This window comes from Nocardiopsis sp. TRM 82005 (assembly GCF_056312425.1).
Window position 1 is genome coordinate 109,275 of sequence record NZ_JBWDTQ010000014.1, and the last position, 19,994, is coordinate 129,268.

17 protein-coding genes are annotated in these 19,994 nt (G+C 70.9%); 8 read left to right on the forward strand and 9 right to left on the reverse strand.

Annotated elements, in window-relative coordinates; all coding sequences use genetic code 11:
- Positions 1-31 precede the first annotated feature (31 nt).
- Positions 32-1,288 (reverse strand): aspartate aminotransferase family protein, encoded by a 1,257-nt coding sequence (locus AC0T5L_RS10970; protein ID WP_476165310.1) that lies wholly within the window; start codon positions 1,286-1,288, stop codon positions 32-34.
- Positions 1,289-1,434: 146 nt separating this feature from the next.
- On the opposite strand from AC0T5L_RS10970, the gene AC0T5L_RS10975 reads away from it, so the two are divergent.
- Positions 1,435-2,898 (forward strand): NAD-dependent succinate-semialdehyde dehydrogenase, encoded by a 1,464-nt coding sequence (locus tag AC0T5L_RS10975; RefSeq protein WP_476165311.1) that lies wholly within the window; start codon positions 1,435-1,437, stop codon positions 2,896-2,898.
- Positions 2,899-2,967: 69 nt separating this feature from the next.
- Complete coding sequence (locus tag AC0T5L_RS10980; RefSeq protein ID WP_476165312.1) at positions 2,968-3,144, forward strand: antitoxin VbhA family protein; 177 nt, start codon at positions 2,968-2,970, stop codon at positions 3,142-3,144.
- Between the two features lie 139 nt (positions 3,145-3,283).
- Here AC0T5L_RS10980 and AC0T5L_RS10985 read toward each other — a convergent pair whose 3' ends face one another.
- From AC0T5L_RS10985 to AC0T5L_RS11000, 4 genes are all read right to left on the reverse strand, one after another.
- Complete coding sequence (locus AC0T5L_RS10985; protein ID WP_476165313.1) at positions 3,284-3,973, reverse strand: GntR family transcriptional regulator; 690 nt, start codon at positions 3,971-3,973, stop codon at positions 3,284-3,286.
- Positions 3,974-4,034: 61 nt separating this feature from the next.
- Positions 4,035-4,787, reverse strand: a complete 753-nt coding sequence (locus tag AC0T5L_RS10990; RefSeq protein ID WP_476165314.1) for a maleate cis-trans isomerase family protein — start codon at positions 4,785-4,787, stop codon at positions 4,035-4,037.
- A 31-nt stretch (positions 4,788-4,818) separates the two neighbouring features.
- The gene (locus AC0T5L_RS10995) at positions 4,819-5,619 is read right to left on the reverse strand and encodes a maleate cis-trans isomerase family protein (protein ID WP_476165315.1); all 801 of its coding nucleotides are present in this window, start codon (positions 5,617-5,619) and stop codon (positions 4,819-4,821) included.
- Positions 5,620-5,787: 168 nt separating this feature from the next.
- Positions 5,788-6,270, reverse strand: a complete 483-nt coding sequence (locus AC0T5L_RS11000; protein ID WP_476165316.1) for a DUF3830 family protein — start codon at positions 6,268-6,270, stop codon at positions 5,788-5,790.
- Between the two features lie 309 nt (positions 6,271-6,579).
- On the opposite strand from AC0T5L_RS11000, the gene AC0T5L_RS11005 reads away from it, so the two are divergent.
- From AC0T5L_RS11005 to AC0T5L_RS11020, 4 genes are all read left to right on the forward strand, one after another.
- Positions 6,580-7,599 (forward strand): D-2-hydroxyacid dehydrogenase, encoded by a 1,020-nt coding sequence (locus tag AC0T5L_RS11005; protein ID WP_476165317.1) that lies wholly within the window; start codon positions 6,580-6,582, stop codon positions 7,597-7,599.
- Positions 7,600-7,628: 29 nt separating this feature from the next.
- On the forward strand, positions 7,629-9,143 hold the full coding sequence (locus tag AC0T5L_RS11010) for an amidase (protein ID WP_476165318.1): 1,515 nt from the start codon (positions 7,629-7,631) through the stop codon (positions 9,141-9,143).
- 215 nt (positions 9,144-9,358) lie between these two features.
- A complete protein-coding gene (locus tag AC0T5L_RS11015) occupies positions 9,359-10,030 on the forward strand; it encodes a response regulator (protein ID WP_476165319.1) in 672 nt (223 codons plus the stop codon).
- A 175-nt stretch (positions 10,031-10,205) separates the two neighbouring features.
- On the forward strand, positions 10,206-10,571 hold the full coding sequence (locus AC0T5L_RS11020) for a VOC family protein (protein ID WP_476165320.1): 366 nt from the start codon (positions 10,206-10,208) through the stop codon (positions 10,569-10,571).
- A 32-nt stretch (positions 10,572-10,603) separates the two neighbouring features.
- Here the strand turns inward: AC0T5L_RS11020 and AC0T5L_RS11025 are convergent, their stop codons facing one another.
- Entirely contained in the window at positions 10,604-12,349 is a 1,746-nt protein-coding gene (locus tag AC0T5L_RS11025; RefSeq protein ID WP_476165321.1) for a GAF domain-containing sensor histidine kinase, read from the reverse strand.
- A gap of 314 nt (positions 12,350-12,663) precedes the next feature.
- On the opposite strand from AC0T5L_RS11025, the gene AC0T5L_RS11030 reads away from it, so the two are divergent.
- Complete coding sequence (locus AC0T5L_RS11030; protein ID WP_476165322.1) at positions 12,664-13,764, forward strand: DNA polymerase III subunit gamma/tau domain-containing protein; 1,101 nt, start codon at positions 12,664-12,666, stop codon at positions 13,762-13,764.
- 346 nt (positions 13,765-14,110) lie between these two features.
- Positions 14,111-15,256, forward strand: coding sequence for a hypothetical protein (locus tag AC0T5L_RS11035; protein ID WP_476165323.1), 1,146 nt, complete (start codon positions 14,111-14,113; stop codon positions 15,254-15,256).
- A 404-nt stretch (positions 15,257-15,660) separates the two neighbouring features.
- Here AC0T5L_RS11035 and AC0T5L_RS11040 read toward each other — a convergent pair whose 3' ends face one another.
- From AC0T5L_RS11040 to AC0T5L_RS11050, 3 genes are all read right to left on the reverse strand, one after another.
- The gene (locus tag AC0T5L_RS11040; RefSeq protein WP_476165324.1) at positions 15,661-17,262 is read right to left on the reverse strand and encodes an LCP family protein; all 1,602 of its coding nucleotides are present in this window, start codon (positions 17,260-17,262) and stop codon (positions 15,661-15,663) included.
- A 448-nt stretch (positions 17,263-17,710) separates the two neighbouring features.
- Positions 17,711-18,385 carry a hypothetical protein gene (locus tag AC0T5L_RS11045; RefSeq protein ID WP_476165325.1) on the reverse strand — a complete coding sequence of 225 codons (675 nt, stop codon included), beginning with the start codon at positions 18,383-18,385 and terminating at the stop codon, positions 17,711-17,713.
- A gap of 315 nt (positions 18,386-18,700) precedes the next feature.
- On the reverse strand, positions 18,701-19,888 hold the full coding sequence (locus AC0T5L_RS11050; protein WP_476165326.1) for an ROK family transcriptional regulator: 1,188 nt from the start codon (positions 19,886-19,888) through the stop codon (positions 18,701-18,703).
- Positions 19,889-19,994 lie beyond the last annotated feature (106 nt).

Sequence of the window (19,994 nt, forward strand, 5' to 3'; positions counted from 1 at the left end):
GGCGGCGCTCCACAGGCGGGATACGCCGGAGTCAGCCCGCGACGGCCTCCTCCACGGAGGCCGCCCACAGCGACACCGCGTTGTCGACCTGGTCGCCGTCGACGACCAGCGGCGGGATCATCCGCACCACGTTCCCCTCCGGGCCGCAGGTGAGCAGCAGGAGTCCGTTCCTGGCGGCGGCCTGCTGGGCGCGCAGTGCGGTGGCGCCGTCGGGCATCCCGTCAGCGGTGGTGAACTCGTTGCCGAGCAGCAGCCCCCGGCCACGTACGTCACCGATCACCGGGTTGGCCTCGGCCACCTTCTCCAGGCCCTGGTGCAGCCGCTCGCCCATGCGCGCGGCGTTCTCCACCAGGCCCTCCTCCTGGATCACGTCCAGGGTGGCGAGCGCGGCGGCGCAGGACACCGCGTTGCCGCCGTAGGTCCCGCCCTGCGAACCGGGCCATGCCTTCTCCATGACCGCGGCGGGCGCGGCGATCGCCGACAGCGGGAAGCCGCTGGCCAGCCCCTTGGCGGTGACGACCACGTCCGGGCGGATGCCCGAGGGCTCGTGCCCCCAGAACGTGCCCGTGCGCCCGAAGCCGGTCTGCACCTCGTCCGCGACCAGCAGGAACCCGTGCCGGTCGGCGCGCTCGCGCAGCCCCTGGAGGAAGGCGTCCGGTGCCGGCACGTAGCCGCCCTCGCCGAGCACCGGCTCGATGAACACGGCCGCGGTGTCCTTCGGGGAGGTCACCGTGGCGAACTGGTGGTCCAGCTCGCGCAGCGCGTACGCGACCGCGTCGGCCTCGGACATGCCGAGCCGGTAGGCGTGCGGGAACGGCGAGACCGCCACGCCGGGCATCAGGGGGCCGATGCCCGCGCGGATCTTGACCCCGGACGTGGTCAGTGAGGCGGCGCCCATGGTGCGGCCGTGGAACGAGCCCTGGAACACGATCACGTTCTGTCGACCGGTCGCCTGCCGGGCCAGCCGCAGGGCGGCCTCCACGGCCTCGCTGCCCGAGTTCACGTAGAAGAGCCGGTCGAGGCCCGGGGGCAGCACGTCCCCGAGCCGCTCGGTGAGCCGCAGCAGGGGACGGTGCATCACGGTGGTGTACTGGCCGTGGACCAGGGTGGCCACCTGCTCCTGCGCGGCGGCCACGACCCGGGGGTGGCAGTGCCCCGTGCTGGTGACGCCGATGCCCGCGGTGAAGTCGAGATAGCGGCGGTCATCCTCGTCGTAGATGTAGGCGCCCTCGCCTCGTGCGGCGATGACCTGTGTCGCCTGTTTGAGGATCGGGGAGAGCTCCGCCATGCGATGCCTCGATTCCGTGTCGCGTGTTCCGTAGGATTGTTGACAATCGACGCTGCTATGGAAACATCCGGGCAGCGACGGTGTCCAGTGGACGCACGTTGGGCAGTTCTGACCACAGGCCGATTCTCGACTGGAGAGTAGTGAACATGTCGGATCAGGAAGCACGGGTCGTCGCGCAGGTGGACAAGAGGCTGTTCATCGGTGGAACGTGGCGCGACGCGGCCTCCGGGGCCACCTTCGGAGTGGAGGACCCCTCCACCCGCGAGGTGCTCTGCGAGGTCGCTGACGCGGGGAAGGAGGACGCCCTCGACGCCCTGGACGCCGCGCACCGGGCCCAGCCCGAGTGGATGAGGACACCGCCGAGGAAGCGCAGCGAGATCCTGCACCGGAGCTATGAGCTGCTCATGGAACGCCAGGAGGAGCTGGCGGTCCTGATGACCCTGGAGATGGGCAAGCCCCTGGCCGAGGCCAGGGGGGAGATCGCCTACGCCGCGGAGTTCCTGCGCTGGTTCGCCGAGGAGGCCGTCCGCATCGGGGGACAGTACTCCCTCTCACCCGACGGCAAGTCGCGCTTCCTCGTCATGCGCCAGCCGGTCGGCCCCTCCATGCTCATCACCCCCTGGAACTTCCCGATGGCGATGGGAACCCGAAAGATCGGCCCCGCCGTCGCCGCCGGATGCACCATGGTGCTCAAGCCCGCCCAGCAGACGCCCCTGTGCGCCCTCGCGCTCGCGGGCATCATGGCCGAGGCCGGGCTCCCCGAGGGTGTCCTCAGCGTCATCCCCGCCACGGACCCGGGATCGGTCACCGAGCCGCTGCTGAGTGACGGGCGCATCCGCAAGGTCTCCTTCACCGGTTCCACCGCCGTGGGCCGCAAGCTCCTCGAACAGAGCGCCGGGCAGGTCCTGCGCACCTCCATGGAGCTGGGCGGCAACGCGCCTTTCCTGGTCTTCGACGACGCCGACATGGACGCCGCCGTGGACGGCGCGATGCTCGCCAAGATGCGCAACATCGGTGAGGCCTGCACGGCCGCCAACCGCATCTACGCCCAGGCGGGGATCGCCGAGGAGTTCGCCGAGCGCCTCAGCCAGCGCATGGGCGCGCTGCGCATGGGCCGCGGCACGGAGGAGGGCGTCGACGTGGGGCCGCTCATCGACGACAAGGCCCGCGACAAGGTGCAGAGCCTGGTGGACGACGCCGTCAACCGGGGGGCCCGCGTACTGGTAGGCGGTGGTCCCGGCGAGGGAACCGGCCACTTCTACCAGCCGACGGTGCTCGCCGACGTGCCCTTCGAGGCCGAGCTGTCCACCACCGAGATCTTCGGCCCGGTGGCGCCTGTGCTGCCCTTCGAGACCGAGGAGGACGCGCTGCGGGACGCCAACGACACCGAGTACGGCCTGGTCAGCTACGTCTACACCCGCGACCTCAACCGGGCGCTGCGGGTCAGCGAGAGCCTGGAGACCGGCATGGTCGGCCTCAACCAGGGCGTGGTCTCCAACCCGGCGGCACCCTTCGGCGGGGTGAAGCACTCCGGACTGGGCCGCGAGGGCGGCAACGTCGGCATCGAGGAGTTCCTGGAGACCAAGTACATCGGGATCGGCGGGGTCTGACCGGGGCCGATGACGGAAACTCTCGGGATTTCCGCGAGGCCGGGCACGGATCCCCTTACGCTTCACCTCATGGATACGTGGATTCTTGAAGACGGGGATACCGCCGCCGCCCTGGCCTCCGTCAGGGCGGCGGCCCGTGAGACGACGCCGGAGGCGCGAGCGGACATGGAGCGGGTGGCACGCGGTGAGATGAGCTTCGAGGAGGCCCGGGAGCGCATTCTGGCGAGGTACCGCGGCCAGGGGTGACCGGCCCCGGTACCGCGGGGAAGACCTCGGGAGCCGGCTCCCGAGGTCCGCTGCGCCGCCGGTCCTCGGCGGGTGCGGCAGAGGCCCGAGGCCGTGCCCGCCGGTTCCGCAGCCCCTGAAGGCCGGCCCGCCGTCCCGGTCAGGCGCCGGAGTCCGCCTCCGGCTCCTGGACGTCACCGTTGACGCGGTCGACCGTGTCCATCATGTGCGTCTCGATCAGCCGCATCAGCTCCTCCTCCGCCCCGTCCACGATCGCGTCCAGGATGCGGCGGTGCTCGTCCAGGAGTTCCTCCGGCTCCGGGTACACGTCCTGCATCACCGTCAGGCACATCCGCGTCTCGACCAGCAGGGTCTGCGCCATGCGCTCCAACCGGCCGTTGTCCGCGCAGCTCACCAGAGTCTGGTGGAAGTCCTGGTCGGCGTCGCTCATCGTGTTCCGGTCCCGGCTGGCCGCCGCCGTGGCGAGCCGGTCCACGACCGGGGTGAGCCGGGCGACCGCCTCACCCCGGTTGCCGCGCATGATCAGCTCGCACGCGGTTCGCTCGACGGCGAGCCGGGCCACGTAGACATCCCGCACGTCCGCGGGGGTGAGTTCGCGCACGAACAGGCCCCTGTGCCGTTCACTGCGCAGCAGTCCCTCCTGGATGAGGCGCTGCATCGCCTCGCGCAGCGGACCGCGGCTCACCCCGAGCTGTCCGGCCAGCTCCGACTCGCCGAGCTGGTCACCCGGGGCGAGGAAGCCGTACATGATCGCCGACCGCAGCTGGTCGGCGATCAGTTCGGCGGTGGAGCGCCGGGGCACGGGTCTGAGCGGACCTGGGGCGGGCATGTTCTGCCTTCCTTTCGGTTCGGGACGAAAGCGGGACGAAACGGCGAGCACGTCGTCGAGGTTAACGGGAGGCCAGAGCGTCGTTGACGGCGGCCGAACCGGAGCGCAGCAGTGCGCCCGGGCCGGCGCTCCGGCCCGCGGTCGCCCCGGCCAGGCGCAGCCCCTCCCACACGCTCACCTGGTTGGCGGTGAGCACGGTCTTGCCGAGCAGTGCCTCCAGGGGCTCGATCAGGTGGGCGCTGTGCAGGGCGGTGTCCGGCACCAGGACGGCTTCGGCCCGCGGGTGGTCGTTGGAGATCACGAAGTCAAGGACGTCGTCCGGGTCCAGGCCGCCCACCTCGGCGGCGGTGGCGATGCCGTGGCTGGCCAGCGACAGCACGGTCACCCCGGCCTCGGTCAGGAACTCCACGAACCTCTGGGCGACGTCGTCGGGGTAGGTGGCGGCGATCGCCACCCGTGACACGCGCAACTGGCTCAACGCGTGCACGAAGGCGAACGAGGTGCTCGACGACGGTGCCCCGACCACCCGGCGCACCCCTTCGACCTGTCTGCGGGCGCCCTCCCAGCCGAATACGAAGCTTCCGCTGGTGCACGCCCACACCACCGCGTCCGCCTCCATCACGGCCAGCTCCTGGGCGCCCTTGGTGAGTACCCCCTCGCTGCCGACGTCGAGCAGGGCGTCCACCCGGTGCGCGTCCTCGCGCATGAGCGTGTGCACCACGGGCAGTTCGACGTCCCCTCCGAGCAGGTCGGCGAAGGCCTTGTAGTCGTCCTCGGCGCTGAGTCCGGGGTAGAGGAATCCGACGCGGGTCATGTGGCTCTCCTTCTGGTCACGGCCCGCGGGGTCACGCGGCGCTCGGTGCGGCGACGTCGATCAGGCTCTGTCCGTGGGCTACGGCCTGGCGGTCCGCGGCGTTCATCACCGCCCACATGGTCACCTGGTTGGCCGCGATCACGGGTTTTCCCAGCTCCCGCTCCAACGGCGCGATGATGTCGTAGGTGAGTACGTTGGTGCAGCTGATGAACACCGCCTGGGCGTCGGCCCGGTCCACCGAGTGCACCGCCGCGGACACCTCGGCGTAGGTGACCCGCCAGATGTGGCTGAGCAGGCCCAGCCCCACACTGGAGGTCACGGTGACGCGGTGCTCGGCCAGGTAGGCCAGGAGCCGGTCGGTCACGCTGTCCACGTAGGGCGTGACGACCGCGATCCGGTTGACGTCGAGCGCGTCCAGGGCCCGGATCAGGGCCCCGGAGGTGGTGACGGCGGTGGGTGCCCCGGCGTCCACCATGGCCTGGTGCAGGCTCTGTTCCCCCTCCAGGCCGTGCACGAAACTGCCCGAGGCGCACGCGTAGCCGATGGCCAGCGGTTCGGGGGCGAGCAGCGCGCGGACCGCCGGGTCCACGTGCTCCTCCTGGCACAGGGCGGCGGCCTGGTCCACCGTTACCGGTACGTGTACGTACGGCAACCGCGTGACGTGCAACGAGACGTCGTCCGGCGTCCAGCGCCACAGCTCGCGGTCGAGCGCGAAGTCGTAGGGCGCGATGACACCGACCCCCGCCTGCCATGGCGTTCGCGTACTGGCGGCCAGTTCGACGACCTGGTGCTCCGCCGCGGGGCTGTTCATGTGGTCTCCATTGGTCCGCATCGGTCACTCACCTCCCGGGAATGCGTTGTCGTTTTTCCGTCGGTACGGGTGTGGCCTCCCGCGTCGGGGCACGGGTACCGCCCGTGTCGCCGGTGGTGCGGTCGTTACGGGTGCCGCCTGTACGCGGGTACGCGGACGCGGAGACACCGTGTGTTCTCTCGGGGCCGGTTAGCGCTCCAGGCGCTCGTACAGCAGCCGCTCGCCGACGCTCCCGGAGCGCCAGACGTCGTTGCAGGCCTCGGCCATGGCGGGCAGGTTCTCGACGACGGTGGCGAACACGTTGCCGGGAACCCAGCCGACGTCGCCGTTGAGGAGCAGGTTGTTGCGTCCGTAGAAGAGCGCGAGGTCGATGACGCCGGGCAGGTGGTCGATCCCCTTGTCCTCCTTGAACGTGCGGTCGAGCATGCCGCCGTCGAAGGAGAAGTAGACGACGTCCCCCGGGATCGGCGTGACGGTGGGGTTCTCCTGTCCGGGTTCGGCCTCGGCGAACCTCGGCACCATCGTGTAGACCTCGTTGCGCGCGTACTTGGCGTGTTGGACGGCGTCGCCCTGCGGTAGTGCGTTCCACACCGCCTCACAGGTGCGGGGGGCGTCCTTGTCCAGGAGTTCGGCCACGCAGGAGACCCCGCGTTTGGCCAGCGTGAGGGTCATGTACCTGGGCAATGGGGATGTCCCTTCGACGTCGGGCACGGGGACCTTGCGAGAACAGTCCCGGCAACAGGGCTGTTGATTGTCGACAATCCTATGTTCCACGGGCGGGATGCGGCAATAACCCTGGTGCGAGTGGGTATCCCGGGCGTGTCAGGGGTGGTACGAGAGGTGCCGTTTCAAGGGAAACGACCGATTTGTTGATTGTTGACAATCCTATGTCGGCTCCCTAGCGTTTCCCATGCAGGGCGATCCCCGCATTCCCGACGACCTCTCTGAACCGCCGCAGCCAACCGGAGAGTGCACACGCCCGTGAACCGTTCCAGCCAGTCGAACAGCCCCAGACTCCTCGTCCTCCACGGCGACGACCTACCGCCCGGCCACGAGCGGATCGACGACGACCCACGACTCGGCGAGGTCGTCTACGCCACCGCCGACGAACTACCTGCCAAGCTGCCCGGTACGCACGTGCTGCTGGTGTGGGACCTGTTCACCGAGGCGCTCGCCGCGGCCTGGCCCAAGGCCGACTCCCTGGCCTGGGTGCACGCCGCCACCACCGGGGTGGACAACCTCATGTTCCCCGGCCTGATCGACAGCGCCGCCTCGGTCACCAACTCGCGCGGGGTCTTCAACGAGCCCATCGCCGAGTACGTGCTCGGCCAGGTCATCGCGTTCGCCAAGGACTTCCAGCGGACCTGGGACCACCAACGCGAACACCGCTGGGAGCACCGCGAGACCGAGCGGGTGTCGGGCAGGCGGGCCCTCGTGGTGGGGACCGGGCCGATCGGCCGCCACATCGCCCGCAAGCTGACGGCCGTGGGCATGGACGTGCGCGCCTCCGGCAGCCACGCGCGCGAGGGCGACCCCGACTTCGGCACCGTGGTCGAGTCCAGCCTCGCCGAGCGTGGCGCCGACGGCGGTCCGACCTTGTTCGAAGAGCTGCCCGAGGCCGACTACGTGGTGGTCGCGGCACCGCTCACCGACGGCACCCGGGGTCTGGTCGACCGCCGCTTCCTGGAGCTGATGAAACCCACCGCGCGGTTCATCAACGTGGCGCGCGGACCCATCGTGGTCCAGCCCGACCTGGTCGCCGCCCTTGAGGACGGCGTCATCGCCGGTGCCGCTCTGGACGTGTTCGAGCAAGAGCCGCTCGAAGCGGACTCCCCGCTGTGGCGGCTGCCGGGCTCGGTGGTCTCACCGCACATGTCCGGCGACGTCGTCGGCTGGCGCGACGACCTCATGGACCTGTTCCTCGACAACCTCGCCCGTTACCTGGACGGGCGGGAACTGCTCAACGTGGTCGACAAGAGCCGGGGCTATGTGCCCGGCTGACCCCTGATGGCGTGACATGGGAGGCTGAAGTGACGATCCGTTCTGACCGGGCCGGGACCGAGGGCACGGGAGCGGCCGTCGGTACGGCCGAGGGCGCCTTCGGGGCGGCCTCGGTTCCGCACGCGCGATCCGGCGATCCCGGTACACCGGCCGACATGTCCGCCGAGCAGCTGATCGCGGCCTACGCCACCGGGGACCTGTCCCCGGTGGAGGCCGTCGACGCTGTTCTGGAGCGCATCGAGCAGGACAACCCGGCGCTCAACGCGTTCTGCCTGGTGTGCCCGGACGAGGCCCGAGAGGCGGCACGCGAGTCCGCCGAGCGGTGGCGCCTCGGTGAGCCCTCCGGCGCCCTGGACGGGGTACCGGCCGCGATCAAGGACATCCACCTCACCAAGGGGTGGCCCACCCTGAAGGGGTCGGTCACCAGCTCCCAGAGCGGGCCATGGGAGGAGGACTCCCCGGTGACGGCTCGGCTGCGGGAGAGCGGCGCGGTCCTCGTCGGCAAGACCACCACGCCCGAGCTGGCGTGGAAGGGCGTCACCGACGGACCGCTCACCGGTGTCACCCGCAACCCGTGGGACCTGTCCACCACCCCGGGCGGATCCAGCGGCGGTTCCGCGGCGTCGGTGGCGGCTGGAATGGGTCCGCTGTCCACCGGTACCGACGGTGGCGGCTCGATCCGCATCCCGGCCAGCTTCACCGGCGTCTGCGGCATCAAGCCCACGTGGGGTCTGGTGCCGCACTATCCGGCGAGTCCGTTCGGGTCGCTCGCGCACACCGGTCCGCTGGCCCGCACGGTGGGCGACATGGCGCTGATGCTCGAGGTCATCACCCGGAGCGACCCGCGTGACTGGGCCGCGCTGGCGCCGCCCGTGCCCGGCATCGGTGACGTGCGGCTGCGCACGGACGCCGAGGAGCTGGTGCGGGGCATGCGGATCGCCTACAGCCCCACTCTGGGCGGGCTGGACGTGGAGCCGGAGGTGGCCCGGGCGGTGGCCGACGCGGTCGCCGTGTTCGAGACACTGGGTGCCCGGGTGGAGGAGGTCGAGCCCGACCTGCCCGACTGCCGGGAGGAGTTCCATGTGCTCTGGTACTCCGGAGTGGCCAAGGCCACGGACAAGCTCACCGACCGGCAGCGGGACCTGCTCGACCCGGGGCTGCGTGAGGTCGTCGAGGAGGGGCTGACCTACTCGGCGCAGGACTACCTGACCGCGATGGCCCTGCGGATGGAGATGGGCACCCGGATGGGTCGTTTCCACACCGGGTACGACCTGCTGCTGACCCCGACGGTGCCGATCACCGCGTTCGAGGCGGGGCTGGAGTCGCCACCGAAGCTGGAGGGCGAGCGGTGGACCTCGTGGGCGGGGTTCAGCTACCCGTTCAACATGACCCAGCAGCCCGCCGCGAGTGTGCCGTGCGGGTTCACCCCGGCGGGCCTGCCAGTGGGGCTCCAGGTGGTCGGGCCCCGGCACGCCGACACCCGGGTGCTGGCGGCCTGCCGCGCGTTCGAGATCGCCCGTCCCTGGGCGGATCGGAGGCCGTGACGCCGGATTCGTGCTGTGATCCCAGATGCGGGTGATCATGTCCGTACCCGTGGTGAACAGGTGTTTTGTCCCCCGACGAAGGCGAATTATCCCTTTACGGGACCTTCGTCGGGGCAGTTCGGTGCCTAACGGCCCGCACGTTGCCCTTCGCACGTATTACCGTCTTCCTCGGAGCGGTGTCTGGATCATGGTGACGTAGGGATGAGGATGGGCCGATGACGGGCGGTGGAGCCGAGGGCGCTCGCAAGCAGATCAGGGTGTTCCTGGTGGACGACCATGAGGTGGTCCGCCGCGGTGTGGCCGCTCTGTTGGATACCGAGAACGACATGACCGTCGTCGGTGAGGCCGGGACGGCCGAGCAGGCACTGTCGAGGATCCCGGTGGTGCTGCCCGACGTCGCCGTCCTCGACGTGCGACTGCCCGGCGGCTCGGGTGTGCAGGTGTGCCGGGAGATCCGTTCGGACCATCCCGGGATCGCCTGCCTGATGCTGACGTCGTTCGCCGACGACGACGCCCTGTACGACGCGGTCATGGCCGGTGCGGCCGGGTACGTGCTCAAGCAGATCCACGGCGCCGACCTCGTGGGCGCGGTGCGCACCGTGGCCTCCGGCGGTTCGCTGCTGGACTCGGGCAGCACCGGCGCGATGCTGGAGCGGCTGCGCGGTGCCCAGGCCGAGCCCGACCCGCTGGCCGAACTGACCCCGCAGGAGCGGCAGATCCTCGACCTCATCGGCGAGGGGATGACCAACCGGCAGATCGGCGAGCGCCTGTACCTGGCGGAGAAGACCGTGAAGAACTACGTATCCGCCCTGCTGTCCAAGCTGGACCTCAAACGCCGCACGCAGGCGGCGGTGCTCGTCGCCGAGCTGCGCGGCCGCCGCTACTGACACCGGTGCGCGTATCCCGGGAACCGGTGGAGGCGGCTCCGTTGGGGCCGGTTCCCGGTTCGGCTCCCTCCCGCGGAGGGCGGGGAGCACCGGCGGACGCGGAGACCACCGGACGATCCTTTCGGCCGCGGGGCCGTCGGCCCCCGGGGCCACCCGCTGTGTAGGCTCGGGCGGCATGACTATGGGAACCGTCGACCAGTGGGTGGTCAACGCAGCCGAGCCCGCCTCCCTTGCCCGCTTCTGGGCCTTCGTCCTCGGAGGCGAGCCGGTGGACAGGGCCGACGGATGGTCCTTCGTCGAGGGGGATGCCGAGACCGGCCGCCCCCGCGTCTCCTTCCAACCGGATGCCGGTCCCAGGACCGGGCGCAACCGGATCCACCCGGACGTGCGTGTCGCCGACATCGCCGACGCCACCGAGGCCGTGGTCGGGCGGGGAGCCGTACCGGTGGGCGCCGTGGCCACCGACGAGCAGGGCTCGTTCCAGGTGCTGCGCGATCCGGAGGGCAACGAGTTCTGCCTGGTCGCCCCGGCCGCCCGGTGACGTTCGGGCCCGACCGGTCCCCCGGCGGTGGTTCAGAAGCTGCTGGGAGGCGGTACGGCGTCGTCGGGGACGGGTACCCTCCACACCAGCACCGTGCCCCCGCCCTCGCTCCTCTTCGCGGTGAAACCGCCTCCCAGCGCCTGGGCCCGCTGCTCCAGGTTGCGTAGTCCGCTGCGCCGACCCTCCTCGGGCAGCCCCACACCGTTGTCGGTCACCGTCAGCGTGAGGGTCGTGGGGCGGCCCGAGGTCGCGGTCTCCTCCACCGCCACGGACACGTGCACCTCCGTGGCCCGAGCGTGCCGGGCCACGTTGGTCAGCCCCTCGCCGAGCACCGCGAGCAGCTGCTCGCCGATGTCGTCGGACACGGAGGCGTCGATCGGTCCGTCCAGGCTCACCCCCGGATGACAGCCCAGGCTGTGCGCGGTGTTCTCGGCCAGCTTCAGGATGCGCTCGCGCAGCGACGTGTCCATGCGGCTCGGCGGGTTCTGGAGGTCGAAGATCGTTGAGCGGATCTCCCGGATGGTGCCGTCCAGCTCGTCGATAGTCCGCTGCACCCGCTCCTCGGCCTCGGGCGAGGTGATCAGTCGCACCGTGCTCATCAGGGTCATCGCCGACGCGAACAACCGCTGGATCACCACGTCGTGCAGGTCCTTGGCGATCCGGTCGCGCTCCTCCAGCACGACCAGGCGCTCGGTGTCGCGCCGCGCCTCGGCCAGTTCGAGGGCCACCGCGGCCTGCACCGAGAACCCGTGGAGCATGCGGCGTATCGACGCGGTGAACGGTACTCGGTCGGACAGTTTGCCCAGTAGCAGCACCCCGCGCGTGTTCCCCGGTGTTCCCAGGGGCACCACCAGACCGGGGCCGTAGCCGCGGTGGGTGAGCATGGGGCAGTTCGCCTGGCCCAGGTCGGGGATGCCCTTGGCCTCGCCCGTCTCGTACACCCATCCGCAGACGGAATCGTGGATCTCGACCGGCGTCCCCAGGATCTCCTGTGTGACGGGCCCGTCCGCGATCTCCGCGAACAGGTGTCCCCGGGCTCGGGGATCGGGCAGCATGACCACGGCCGTGTCCGCACCGCCGATCTCCCGGGCCTGCGCCGCCATGTGGGCGAGCACCTCGTCGGTGTCGGCGCCCGACAGCAAGCGGGTGGTGATCTCGGTGGACGCCGCCAGCCACCGCTCCCGCAGCCGCGCCTCCTCGTACAGGCGCGCGTTCTCGATCGCCACACCGGCCGCGGTGGCCAGCGCGGTGACCATCGCCTCGTCCTCCTCGTTGAACTCCCCGCCGCTGGCCTTCTCGGTGAGGTAGAGGTTGCCGAACACCTCGTCCCGCACCTGGATGGGCACGCCGAGGAAACTGCCCATGTGCGGATGCCCCTCGGGAAACCCCTCGAAGTCAGGGTGCTCGCTCAGGTCGGTCAGGCGCAGCGAGGCCCGCTCGTACAGCGGTACCCCCAGAACGCCCTTTCCGTGCGGGAACCGGTTGATCCGGGCGGCCTGTTCCTCGCTGAGCCCCACGGGGATGAACTCGCTGAAACCGCCGTCCTCGTCCACCACGCCCAGCCCCGCGTACCGCGCGCCGGTCAGCTGCGCGGCCGCCTCGGTCAGCCGGCGCAGCACGGTCGCCAGGTCCAGGTCGCCGCCGATGGTCAGGACCGCCTGGAGCAGTGAGCGGACCTGGCCGTGCGCGGAAAGGCGCGAGTCCAGCGAGTGCACCTCGGTCAGTAGGTCGCCCAAGCCCTTGGGGGACGGTGAATGGCTCTGGGGGAACTCGGTCATGTGTCGGTCAACCTCCGCAGAGCCGGTCGGACGGTCTGGCAATGCGCGCTTTTCCTGGGGCGTAATGGTCGAATTGTCGTTGGTTTTTCTCCGGTTTGCCACATCTCGCTGCTCAGAAGACGGTTCCGGAGCGTGGTAATTACCGGGGATTCGGGGTTCCGGTCGTCTAATTCATGCTAACGTCGCGATCAGCGGACGCACGAAGGTCCCCGACCTTACGTTCCGCGGTCCGGAACACGCTGCCCACGGCACTGTTACCGGTCCCGGACCACCCCCGCGTGTCGGCCCGAGCCCCACGGTGGAAGGAACCCCTGGTGTCTGGAGTCCACGGTCTCACGAACGCCTCCGGCGTTCGTTCCGCCGTGCTCCCCGCACCGGTCGGGCGGGCACTACTGCTCGCCGCCCTGGTCTCCGGGGTACTGGTCAGCGCCTGGCTGGCGGCCTCCGACCCCGTAAGGGCGGAGGAGAACCCGCCGGTCACCACCCTGGTGCAGGGGGCCCAAACCCCACCGCACCAGACCGGAGCCGCTGCCGGACGGCCGGAGGCTCCCCAGGGGCAGGCGTCACCGGGACAGCCCGACGGCGCGGCTCGCCCGGACACGGGCCAGTCGAACGCGGGCCAGTCGAACGCGAACCGGCCAAACGCGGGTCAGCCGACCGCGGGTCGGTCGGAAGAGAACCAGACGAACGCGGGTCGGACGAACACGGTGCGGAGCACCGCGGCGGAGCCCGCGCAGGCTCCCCGTGGTCGGACCGATACCGCACACACGGGCACCGGGCGCGCGGACAACGGGCGCCATGGTCCGGAGGTTCCCACCGGGCTCGGTAAGCCGCTGAGCGGAGCGGTCGCCGCCGTGGGGGGAAACACCACCCGCATGGTGTTCGACACCTCCACCGCCGTCGCCCCGGCCATCGGAGTCAGGGGCAGCGACGTCGCACAGCAGGTCCGTGACACCGTTCACGGGACGTCCGCCTCGGTGGAGGACCACCTCGCCACGGACGCCGCGTTCAGTACGGCACCGACCGCCGAGGAGCCGCTCGCCGAGGACACCGACGCCGACGAGGACGTGCGGATTCGGGACGGCGGCGCCGTCCCGGCCGATCCGGGCGACGGCGCCGACGCGTCCGCCACCACACCCGGCCCGGCCCCGGACACCGCGGCGCGGTACTCCACGGACCGAGCCGCCGAGAAGACCCTCGCGCCCTTCGCGGCCGAGGCCGTCGCCTCCTCGACGCCGAACACCACCGCCACCGGTTCCGCACCGGGCGGCGCGACCGGCGGCAGCGGAGTGGCGGGCTACCTGCCCACCACCGGCGCGCCTGCCCCGGCACCCGGCCAGATCCAGGCCGCCCGGCACGTCCTGCGCTCGGTTCCCGCCGAGTCCGCCGACGAGCCGACCTTCTCGCCCGACTAGCGGGCCTTCTCCAGTCCGGTCGCCCCGCGACCCGTTCTGCACGCCCTCCCAGCCCCGGGACGCTCACGTACGACCACGTTGAGCCATGAACCCGGACGCCTCTGGGGATTGACGTGAGCCGCGCACCCCGACAGCGGGGTTCACGTCAGTCGGTGGCCATCCAGACCCACGACTGATGACCGGCCGAGCCCCCGCTCCCTCCAGGTGCGACAGGCTCCTCCACCGGAAAGCTCGAACCAGGCGGAGCCCTCCTCCCGGCCAGGGGAGCGGAGCCGTCGGGCGGCGGGAACGACGTTCTTCCGCCGTCCACACGACAGCCGCACATGACACTCCGGAAGGACCACACATGTTCAACACCGCCCGCGCCTCCGCCAGGACCATGCTGGTGGCCGCCAGCACCGCAGGTTTCGTCGCCCTGGGCGCCGGGATCGCGGGTGCGGACACTCTCGGTGGCGTCACGGACGGGCTGCCCCTGAACGACCTGGGCAGCCAGGTCCCGGCATCGCTGACGGAGGGCGTCTCCACGCCCCTGGGCGATCTGGCCAAGGTCGAGCCCGGCAAGATCTCCGCCCAGCCGGACGTGCGCCACCAGTCCGCGCCCGAGCAGCCCCTCGGTGGAACGGTCGGAGACACCGTCTCCGCGGACGCCCCGATCGAGACCGGGGAGGACAACGCCGCCGACGTCGGCCCGCTGGACCTGAACACCGCGACCGACACCCTGCCGCTGTCGCAGGCCGCTCCCGCTGACCCTGTTTCTGATGTGCTCGGCGGTTCCGGTCTGCTGGGTGGGACTGGTGTGCTGGAGAGCCTGGGATTGGGTGGTGGTGGCACCCTGCCGCTGAGCCACGCTGCTCCCGCTGACCCTGTTTCTGATGTGCTCGGCGGTTCCGGTCTGCTGGGTGGGACTGGTGTGCTGGAGAGCCTGGGGCTGGGTGGTGGTGGCACCCTGCCGCTGAGCCACGCCGAGCCGCACACGACCGACTCCACGGAGAAGGTCGACGACAATCTCAACCAGCTGGGCTCGGCGGTCGAGCGGGGTACCCACGAGGTGAGCGGTGACCTGAGCGGTCTCGACGCCACCCTGCCCACCCCCGGGGAGCCGCTTCCCCTGGCCGCGGCCACGGACGGCCCCGTCGCCCCCGTCAACGGCCAGAACACCGACCTGACCGGCGGCACCGGTGACATCGTCTCCGAGCTGGTGCTGTCCGACGACGTGCTGCCCATGTCCGCCGGGAGCAACCCCCTGCCCCAGCCCGTCGGCGACACGCCGATCGAGCTGCTGCCGGTGCCCGAGGACGCCCTGCCCGTGGCCGGCCCCGAGGCCGCCGCCGCCACCGACATGGTCGCCGACACCGTGCGCACGACGCAGCTGGCTCCTGGCGGCGACTCGCTGGGCAACGACCTGGTCGGTGTGGAGGGCATGCCCGCGCTGGGTCAGCCCGGCGTCGACACCGGTGCGCTGGACGACACGCTGCCTGGCGACCTCGTCTGACCTTCCTGGAACGTGCGCCCGCCGATCGTGGCGGGCGCACCAGACCTCGGGCGGTGAGCGGGACCACCCCCGCTGACTGGGGCGCCGAACGGAACTGTGGGGGTTCCAGGCGCGTACCGGCGGGGGGAAGCCGAGTCCCCGCCGCCCGAGGTACACCGCGGCTCCGGTCTGGGGGGATCCGGGCCGCGGTCCCCTCGTGGCCAGGGCTCCGGCCCGGCCACGGGGAAGGGCCCCGAGAGCTGGTACGGATGTGACGCCTGTACCGGCCCTCGGGGCCCGTTCGCTGGTTTCGCCGTCCCGCCGTGACCACCGGTCCCGGCGGAGGCGCTGCCCCTCCGGTTCCACCTGCTCACGGAGTCCGTGGGAGTGGCCGGTCCGGGGCGGCGCCGAGAGGACGCCTCCGCCTACTCCTCCTCCGTGCCGAAGCCCAGACCGTCGGAGCACGGGTCGGACGTGGCATCGCGTCCCTCGCCCGCACGGGCGGACTCCGCGGCTTCGGGCGGCGGGGACGCGTTCGCGAACTCCACGTCCACCGGTGAGGGCGAGGCGCCGGGCGGGTCCTGCGGGGCCGCCGCGTCGTCGGCCATCGGCACGGGCAGGGGACGGTCCTCGCGCACGGCGGTGAACAGTTCGGCGGCCTCCTCCTCGTACCACATGACGCGGTTGGGATCGAAGGGCGCCTGGTACCAGGGCACGGTGTGGAACTCGATGTCGGCCAGGTCCACGTCCGAGAGGCTCACGGCGACCGAGAGCATCCTGTCGAGCGTGAACCTCTGGTCGGTGGCGCTGTTCCGGGACACGGCCCGAAGGACGCCGTTCAGTTTGGTCGGACTGCTCAGCACGTCGCTGCTGGTCACCTGGTCGGCGAGAGCGGCCATGAACATCTGTTGGCGGTCGATGCGGCCGATGTCTCCGCCGTCGCCGATCTCGTACCGGGCCCGGACGAAGGACAGGGCCTGTTCCCCGTTGAGCGTCTGCTGCCCCGCGTCGAGGTCGAGTTTGGAACGGCTGTCCTGCATCGGCTCGGGGATGCAGATGTCCACGCCCCCGATGGCGTTCACCACGTCGCGGAAACTCATGAAGCTCAGGTGTACGAAGTGGTCGATCCGGATGTCGGTGAGCGTCTCGATGGTGCGGACCACACAGGGCGGGCCACCGTGGTACATCGCGGCGTTGATCATGCCGAAGTAGCCCTGCGTGCCCTCGGTCTCGCCGTAGGGGTCGCACTGGGGCAGGTTCACCAGGGAGTCCCGGGGGAAGCTGATCACCGATACCCGCTTGTCCGGCGAGATGTGTGCCAGCATGACCGCGTCCGAGCGCTCTCCCTCGAACTCGTTCTGGTACGCGGTCGTTCCCTCCTCGTAGCCGTCGGTGCCCATGAAGAGGATGTTGACCGCGTCGTTGATCCGTTCGGGGCGCTCCCCCTCGCCGAGGGCCGCGTCGATATCGTGCTGGACCACGCCCGAGCGCAGCCAGTGGTAGTAGCCGTAGGCGGTGGCGACCCCGGCGGCCAGGGTGAGGACCAGGCCCACGGCGGTCCACACCAGGATCCGGCGCACACGCCGCGGTTTCCCGCGGCCCGGGGAAACGGCGGCCGCGACCTTGCCGTTCCCGGCGTCCTCGGCGTCCTGTGCGCCGCCTCCGCTCTCGGAGTCCGGTGTGTCGGCGGACTCCTCACCGAACTGAGCGCCGTCTTCGGCCCCGACCGCCTCGCTGGACGCGTCGGCCTCGGCGGCGGCCTCACCGTCCCCGGCCGTCGCAGCGGTCTCGCCGCCCGAGGCGCCTTCGTCAGTGTCGTCCGGGGAGTCCCGCGTATCCGGTGACGGGGCCGCGGCAGCGTCGCCCCCGGCCTCCCCGGTTTCCTCGGCGGCTCTCGCGCCGCTGTCAGAGGTCGGTTCCTTCGCGGAAGCCTTCCCGTCCGCGTTGGTGTCGGCGCCGTTCTCAGGCGTCTCGTCTGGTGTGTGGTCCGCGCCTGAACCGGCGGCGGAGTTCTCGTCAGCGGGCATCGTGCAATCTCGGTGAGTTCGGACAGCGGGGCATGCCAACGGTCGGACACCGGCCCGGAGGCTCACGCGTCCGCGTCCGGGGGGGGCGGGGACCGCACGGGGCCGGCGGAGGCGGGTGGTCGCCGAGTCCGGGGCCTGCTGGGGGACCGGGGGTGGCCCGCGGGGCACCGGCAGTGCCGGGAAGCGGGTACTGCCAACGACGCGGGAAATCCGCTCGTGGCTGTGATCCTAGGTGAAGTTCTCCCCGGCCGCGCACACGGATTGTTCCTGAGTGAGGGTCCTGACCACAATTGCGCAGCACAATTCCTCAGCCCCATGGTCGTCCGGTGGAGCCTGTGCGCCTGATCTTCCCCTCACGGGGCGCATGAAACCTTTCCGGCCCGTGGTGCCAGTGCATATTCGGAGCCGAGACAACGGGTTTCCGCGCAATGATCCGGCGTTGTCCGGATCAGTCGTCCCAGAAGGCGCTCTCCTTCTTGGGCTCCTCCTCCACGGTGGCGGTGGGGCGTCCGCTCTTGGCCGCTGGCTTCGTGCCGGACTTGCTGCCGCCCTTGGCGGTCCTGCGGGCGGGGGAGGCGGTCTTGGCCTCGCCGTCGGTGTGCCGGGGGCGCGTGGTGACCGCGCTCTTGGCGATGGGCTCACTGGAGCGCGGCGTCTCCCCGGAGTGGATGCTCAGCGCCTCCTCCTCCACGGACAGCATCCTGCGGACCGGGTCGGACACCTCGGGCAGCCGCTCGGAGCGCAGGTGCGCGCCGAGCACCTCCAGCGCGTGGTCGCACAGCAGCTGGCGGGCGCGTTCGGACCTGACCCCGCTGAGTTCCTCGACCTCGGGCAGGGACCGCTCGCGCAGCATGCGGATGACGTCGCGCAGCCGCTCGCGTGTCTTGCGGTCGGTCATCGACATGACCGTCAGCTCCGCCTCGGACAGGTAGCTCTCCTTGCTGCCGCCCGCGTCGCGTTCGGCGATGAAGGCGCTGGTGAGGGTGCGCGCGGAGGCCCGGGAGGCGGTGCGGACGTCGTCGCGCCTGACGAGGCGTGCCTGGAGGCCGGTCACGACGACGCTGGCGGTCAGGCTGATTCCGGCGCCCAACAGGATCAGGACGAGGGGGTTCTCTAGGAGCACGGCAGGGACCTTTCCGGGCGGGGCTCCGCACGGGCGCGGTCACGGGGGTGACGGAGGTGTGCGGCGGGGCGGGAACGGTGCTGGGCGACTATTCGCCACATCGGGGGCGGTTGTCAAGTGTGCAAGGGGAGAGCACGCTTGTCACCGACGCATCATCGCAGGTCAGCTGGATGGTCGGGGTGGCGGGTCGGTGTATGGGGGGAGAGGGTGCTGGTCGGGGGGCCAAGGTCTCTTCCTCCTGGGGTTCCCGGTCAGGCGGAGAGGTAACTCCTGTGTCCTCAGTCTGTGGACACAGGAGGGGTCGCGGCGTCCTCATCAACCGGCCAGGAGCTTGTTCACCGCCTCGGGTGAGAGGATCTCCTCGGTCACCATGGCGGCGCAGCCGCGCACGCCCGCGTCGTCCCACAGGGAGCTGGCCACCACACGCAGCTGTCGGGTGGCAAGGGCGGTGCACTGCTGGAACACCACCTCGCGCACGCCCGCGACCAAGTGGTCGTAGGCCTCCGACAGGTCGCCGCCCAGTACGATCACCTCGGGGTTGAGCAGGTTCACCGCTCCGGCGAGCGCTTCGCCGAGCCGCCGCCCGGCGGACCGGACCAGGGTCACCGCCACCGGATCGCCCCCGACGGCCAGTGCCACCAGGTCCTTGAGTACGTCCACCCGGCGTCCCTGCTCGGCGGCGCTGCTCAGCAGCCGCCATCCGCCCGCGACCGCCTCCAGGCAGTCGGTGTTGCCGCAGCGGCAGGGGAGCCCGCCGCCGTCACGCACCGGGATGTGCCCGATTTCCCCGGCGGCGCCCAGCGAGCCGCGCAGCAGCCGCCCGCCGGACAGCAGCCCGGCACCGATCCCGGTGGAGACCTTCACGAACACCATGTCGTCGGGATGCCCGTGCCCGCCCGCGATGTGCTCGCCGAGCGCCATCACGTTCACGTCGTTGTCGACCGTCACCGGCACCGGAAAGCGCTCGGCGACCAGCGGGGCCAGGGCCACCCCGGCCCACTTGCCCAGAAAGGGGCGGTCGTCGGCGCGGCCCGCGTGGAACTCGACGATCCCGGGCAGGCCGATGCCCACGCCGCGCACGTCACCGGGGTCGCGCCCCAGAGCGGCGATCTGCTCGGACCAGGTGTCCAGAAGCCAGGGAAGGGTGGTGTCGGGGCCCTGCTCCATGTCGGGCGAGCCCGGTGTGCGAGCCAGGACGTCGCCGTTGAGGTCGCACACCGCGGCCTGGCTGCGGACCATGCCGAGGGCGCTGGTGAGGATGAGGCCGCTGTCGGCGTTGAATTCCAGCAGGGTGGGCGGCCGGCCGCCGCTGGATATCGCTCCAGAGCCCTCGGTGACGAGACCGCTGTTGAGCAGCTCGGTCACCCGTAGGGCGACGGAGGGGCGTGAGAGGCCCGTGACCCGGCCGATCTCGGTACGGCTGGTCGCGGTGCCGGAACGGATTAGCTCCAGGATGTGGCCGCTGGTGGCAGCGGAGGACAGGCGTCCCGGGGTTCTGGCCATACTTCATTCAACCATGGGGTTACGCCGGGAAGGCTGAGAGGTTATGTAAAGAATTGTTCTCAAGTGTGCTTGGTTTTTTACCATAGTCAGGCTTAGAGTCAAAAGA

What these genes read in the sequence shown, in the direction of transcription:
- AC0T5L_RS10990 (WP_476165314.1), bottom strand. Translation starts at nt 4,787, where the DNA reads ATGACCCGCGTCGGATTCCTCTACCCCGGACTCAGCGCCGAGGACGAC.
- AC0T5L_RS11040 (WP_476165324.1), bottom strand. Translation starts at nt 17,262, where the DNA reads ATGCCCGCTGACGAGAACTCCGCCGCCGGTTCAGGCGCGGACCACACA.
- AC0T5L_RS10985 (WP_476165313.1), bottom strand. Translation starts at nt 3,973, where the DNA reads ATGCCCGCCCCAGGTCCGCTCAGACCCGTGCCCCGGCGCTCCACCGCC.
- AC0T5L_RS11025 (WP_476165321.1), bottom strand. Translation starts at nt 12,349, where the DNA reads ATGACCGAGTTCCCCCAGAGCCATTCACCGTCCCCCAAGGGCTTGGGC.
- AC0T5L_RS10980 (WP_476165312.1), top strand. Translation starts at nt 2,968, where the DNA reads ATGGATACGTGGATTCTTGAAGACGGGGATACCGCCGCCGCCCTGGCC.
- AC0T5L_RS10975 (WP_476165311.1), top strand. Translation starts at nt 1,435, where the DNA reads ATGTCGGATCAGGAAGCACGGGTCGTCGCGCAGGTGGACAAGAGGCTG.
- AC0T5L_RS10970 (WP_476165310.1), bottom strand. Translation starts at nt 1,288, where the DNA reads ATGGCGGAGCTCTCCCCGATCCTCAAACAGGCGACACAGGTCATCGCC.
- AC0T5L_RS11015 (WP_476165319.1), top strand. Translation starts at nt 9,359, where the DNA reads ATGACGGGCGGTGGAGCCGAGGGCGCTCGCAAGCAGATCAGGGTGTTC.
- AC0T5L_RS10995 (WP_476165315.1), bottom strand. Translation starts at nt 5,619, where the DNA reads ATGCGGACCAATGGAGACCACATGAACAGCCCCGCGGCGGAGCACCAG.
- AC0T5L_RS11020 (WP_476165320.1), top strand. Translation starts at nt 10,206, where the DNA reads ATGACTATGGGAACCGTCGACCAGTGGGTGGTCAACGCAGCCGAGCCC.
- AC0T5L_RS11000 (WP_476165316.1), bottom strand. Translation starts at nt 6,270, where the DNA reads ATGACCCTCACGCTGGCCAAACGCGGGGTCTCCTGCGTGGCCGAACTC.
- AC0T5L_RS11035 (WP_476165323.1), top strand. Translation starts at nt 14,111, where the DNA reads ATGTTCAACACCGCCCGCGCCTCCGCCAGGACCATGCTGGTGGCCGCC.
- AC0T5L_RS11050 (WP_476165326.1), bottom strand. Translation starts at nt 19,888, where the DNA reads ATGGCCAGAACCCCGGGACGCCTGTCCTCCGCTGCCACCAGCGGCCAC.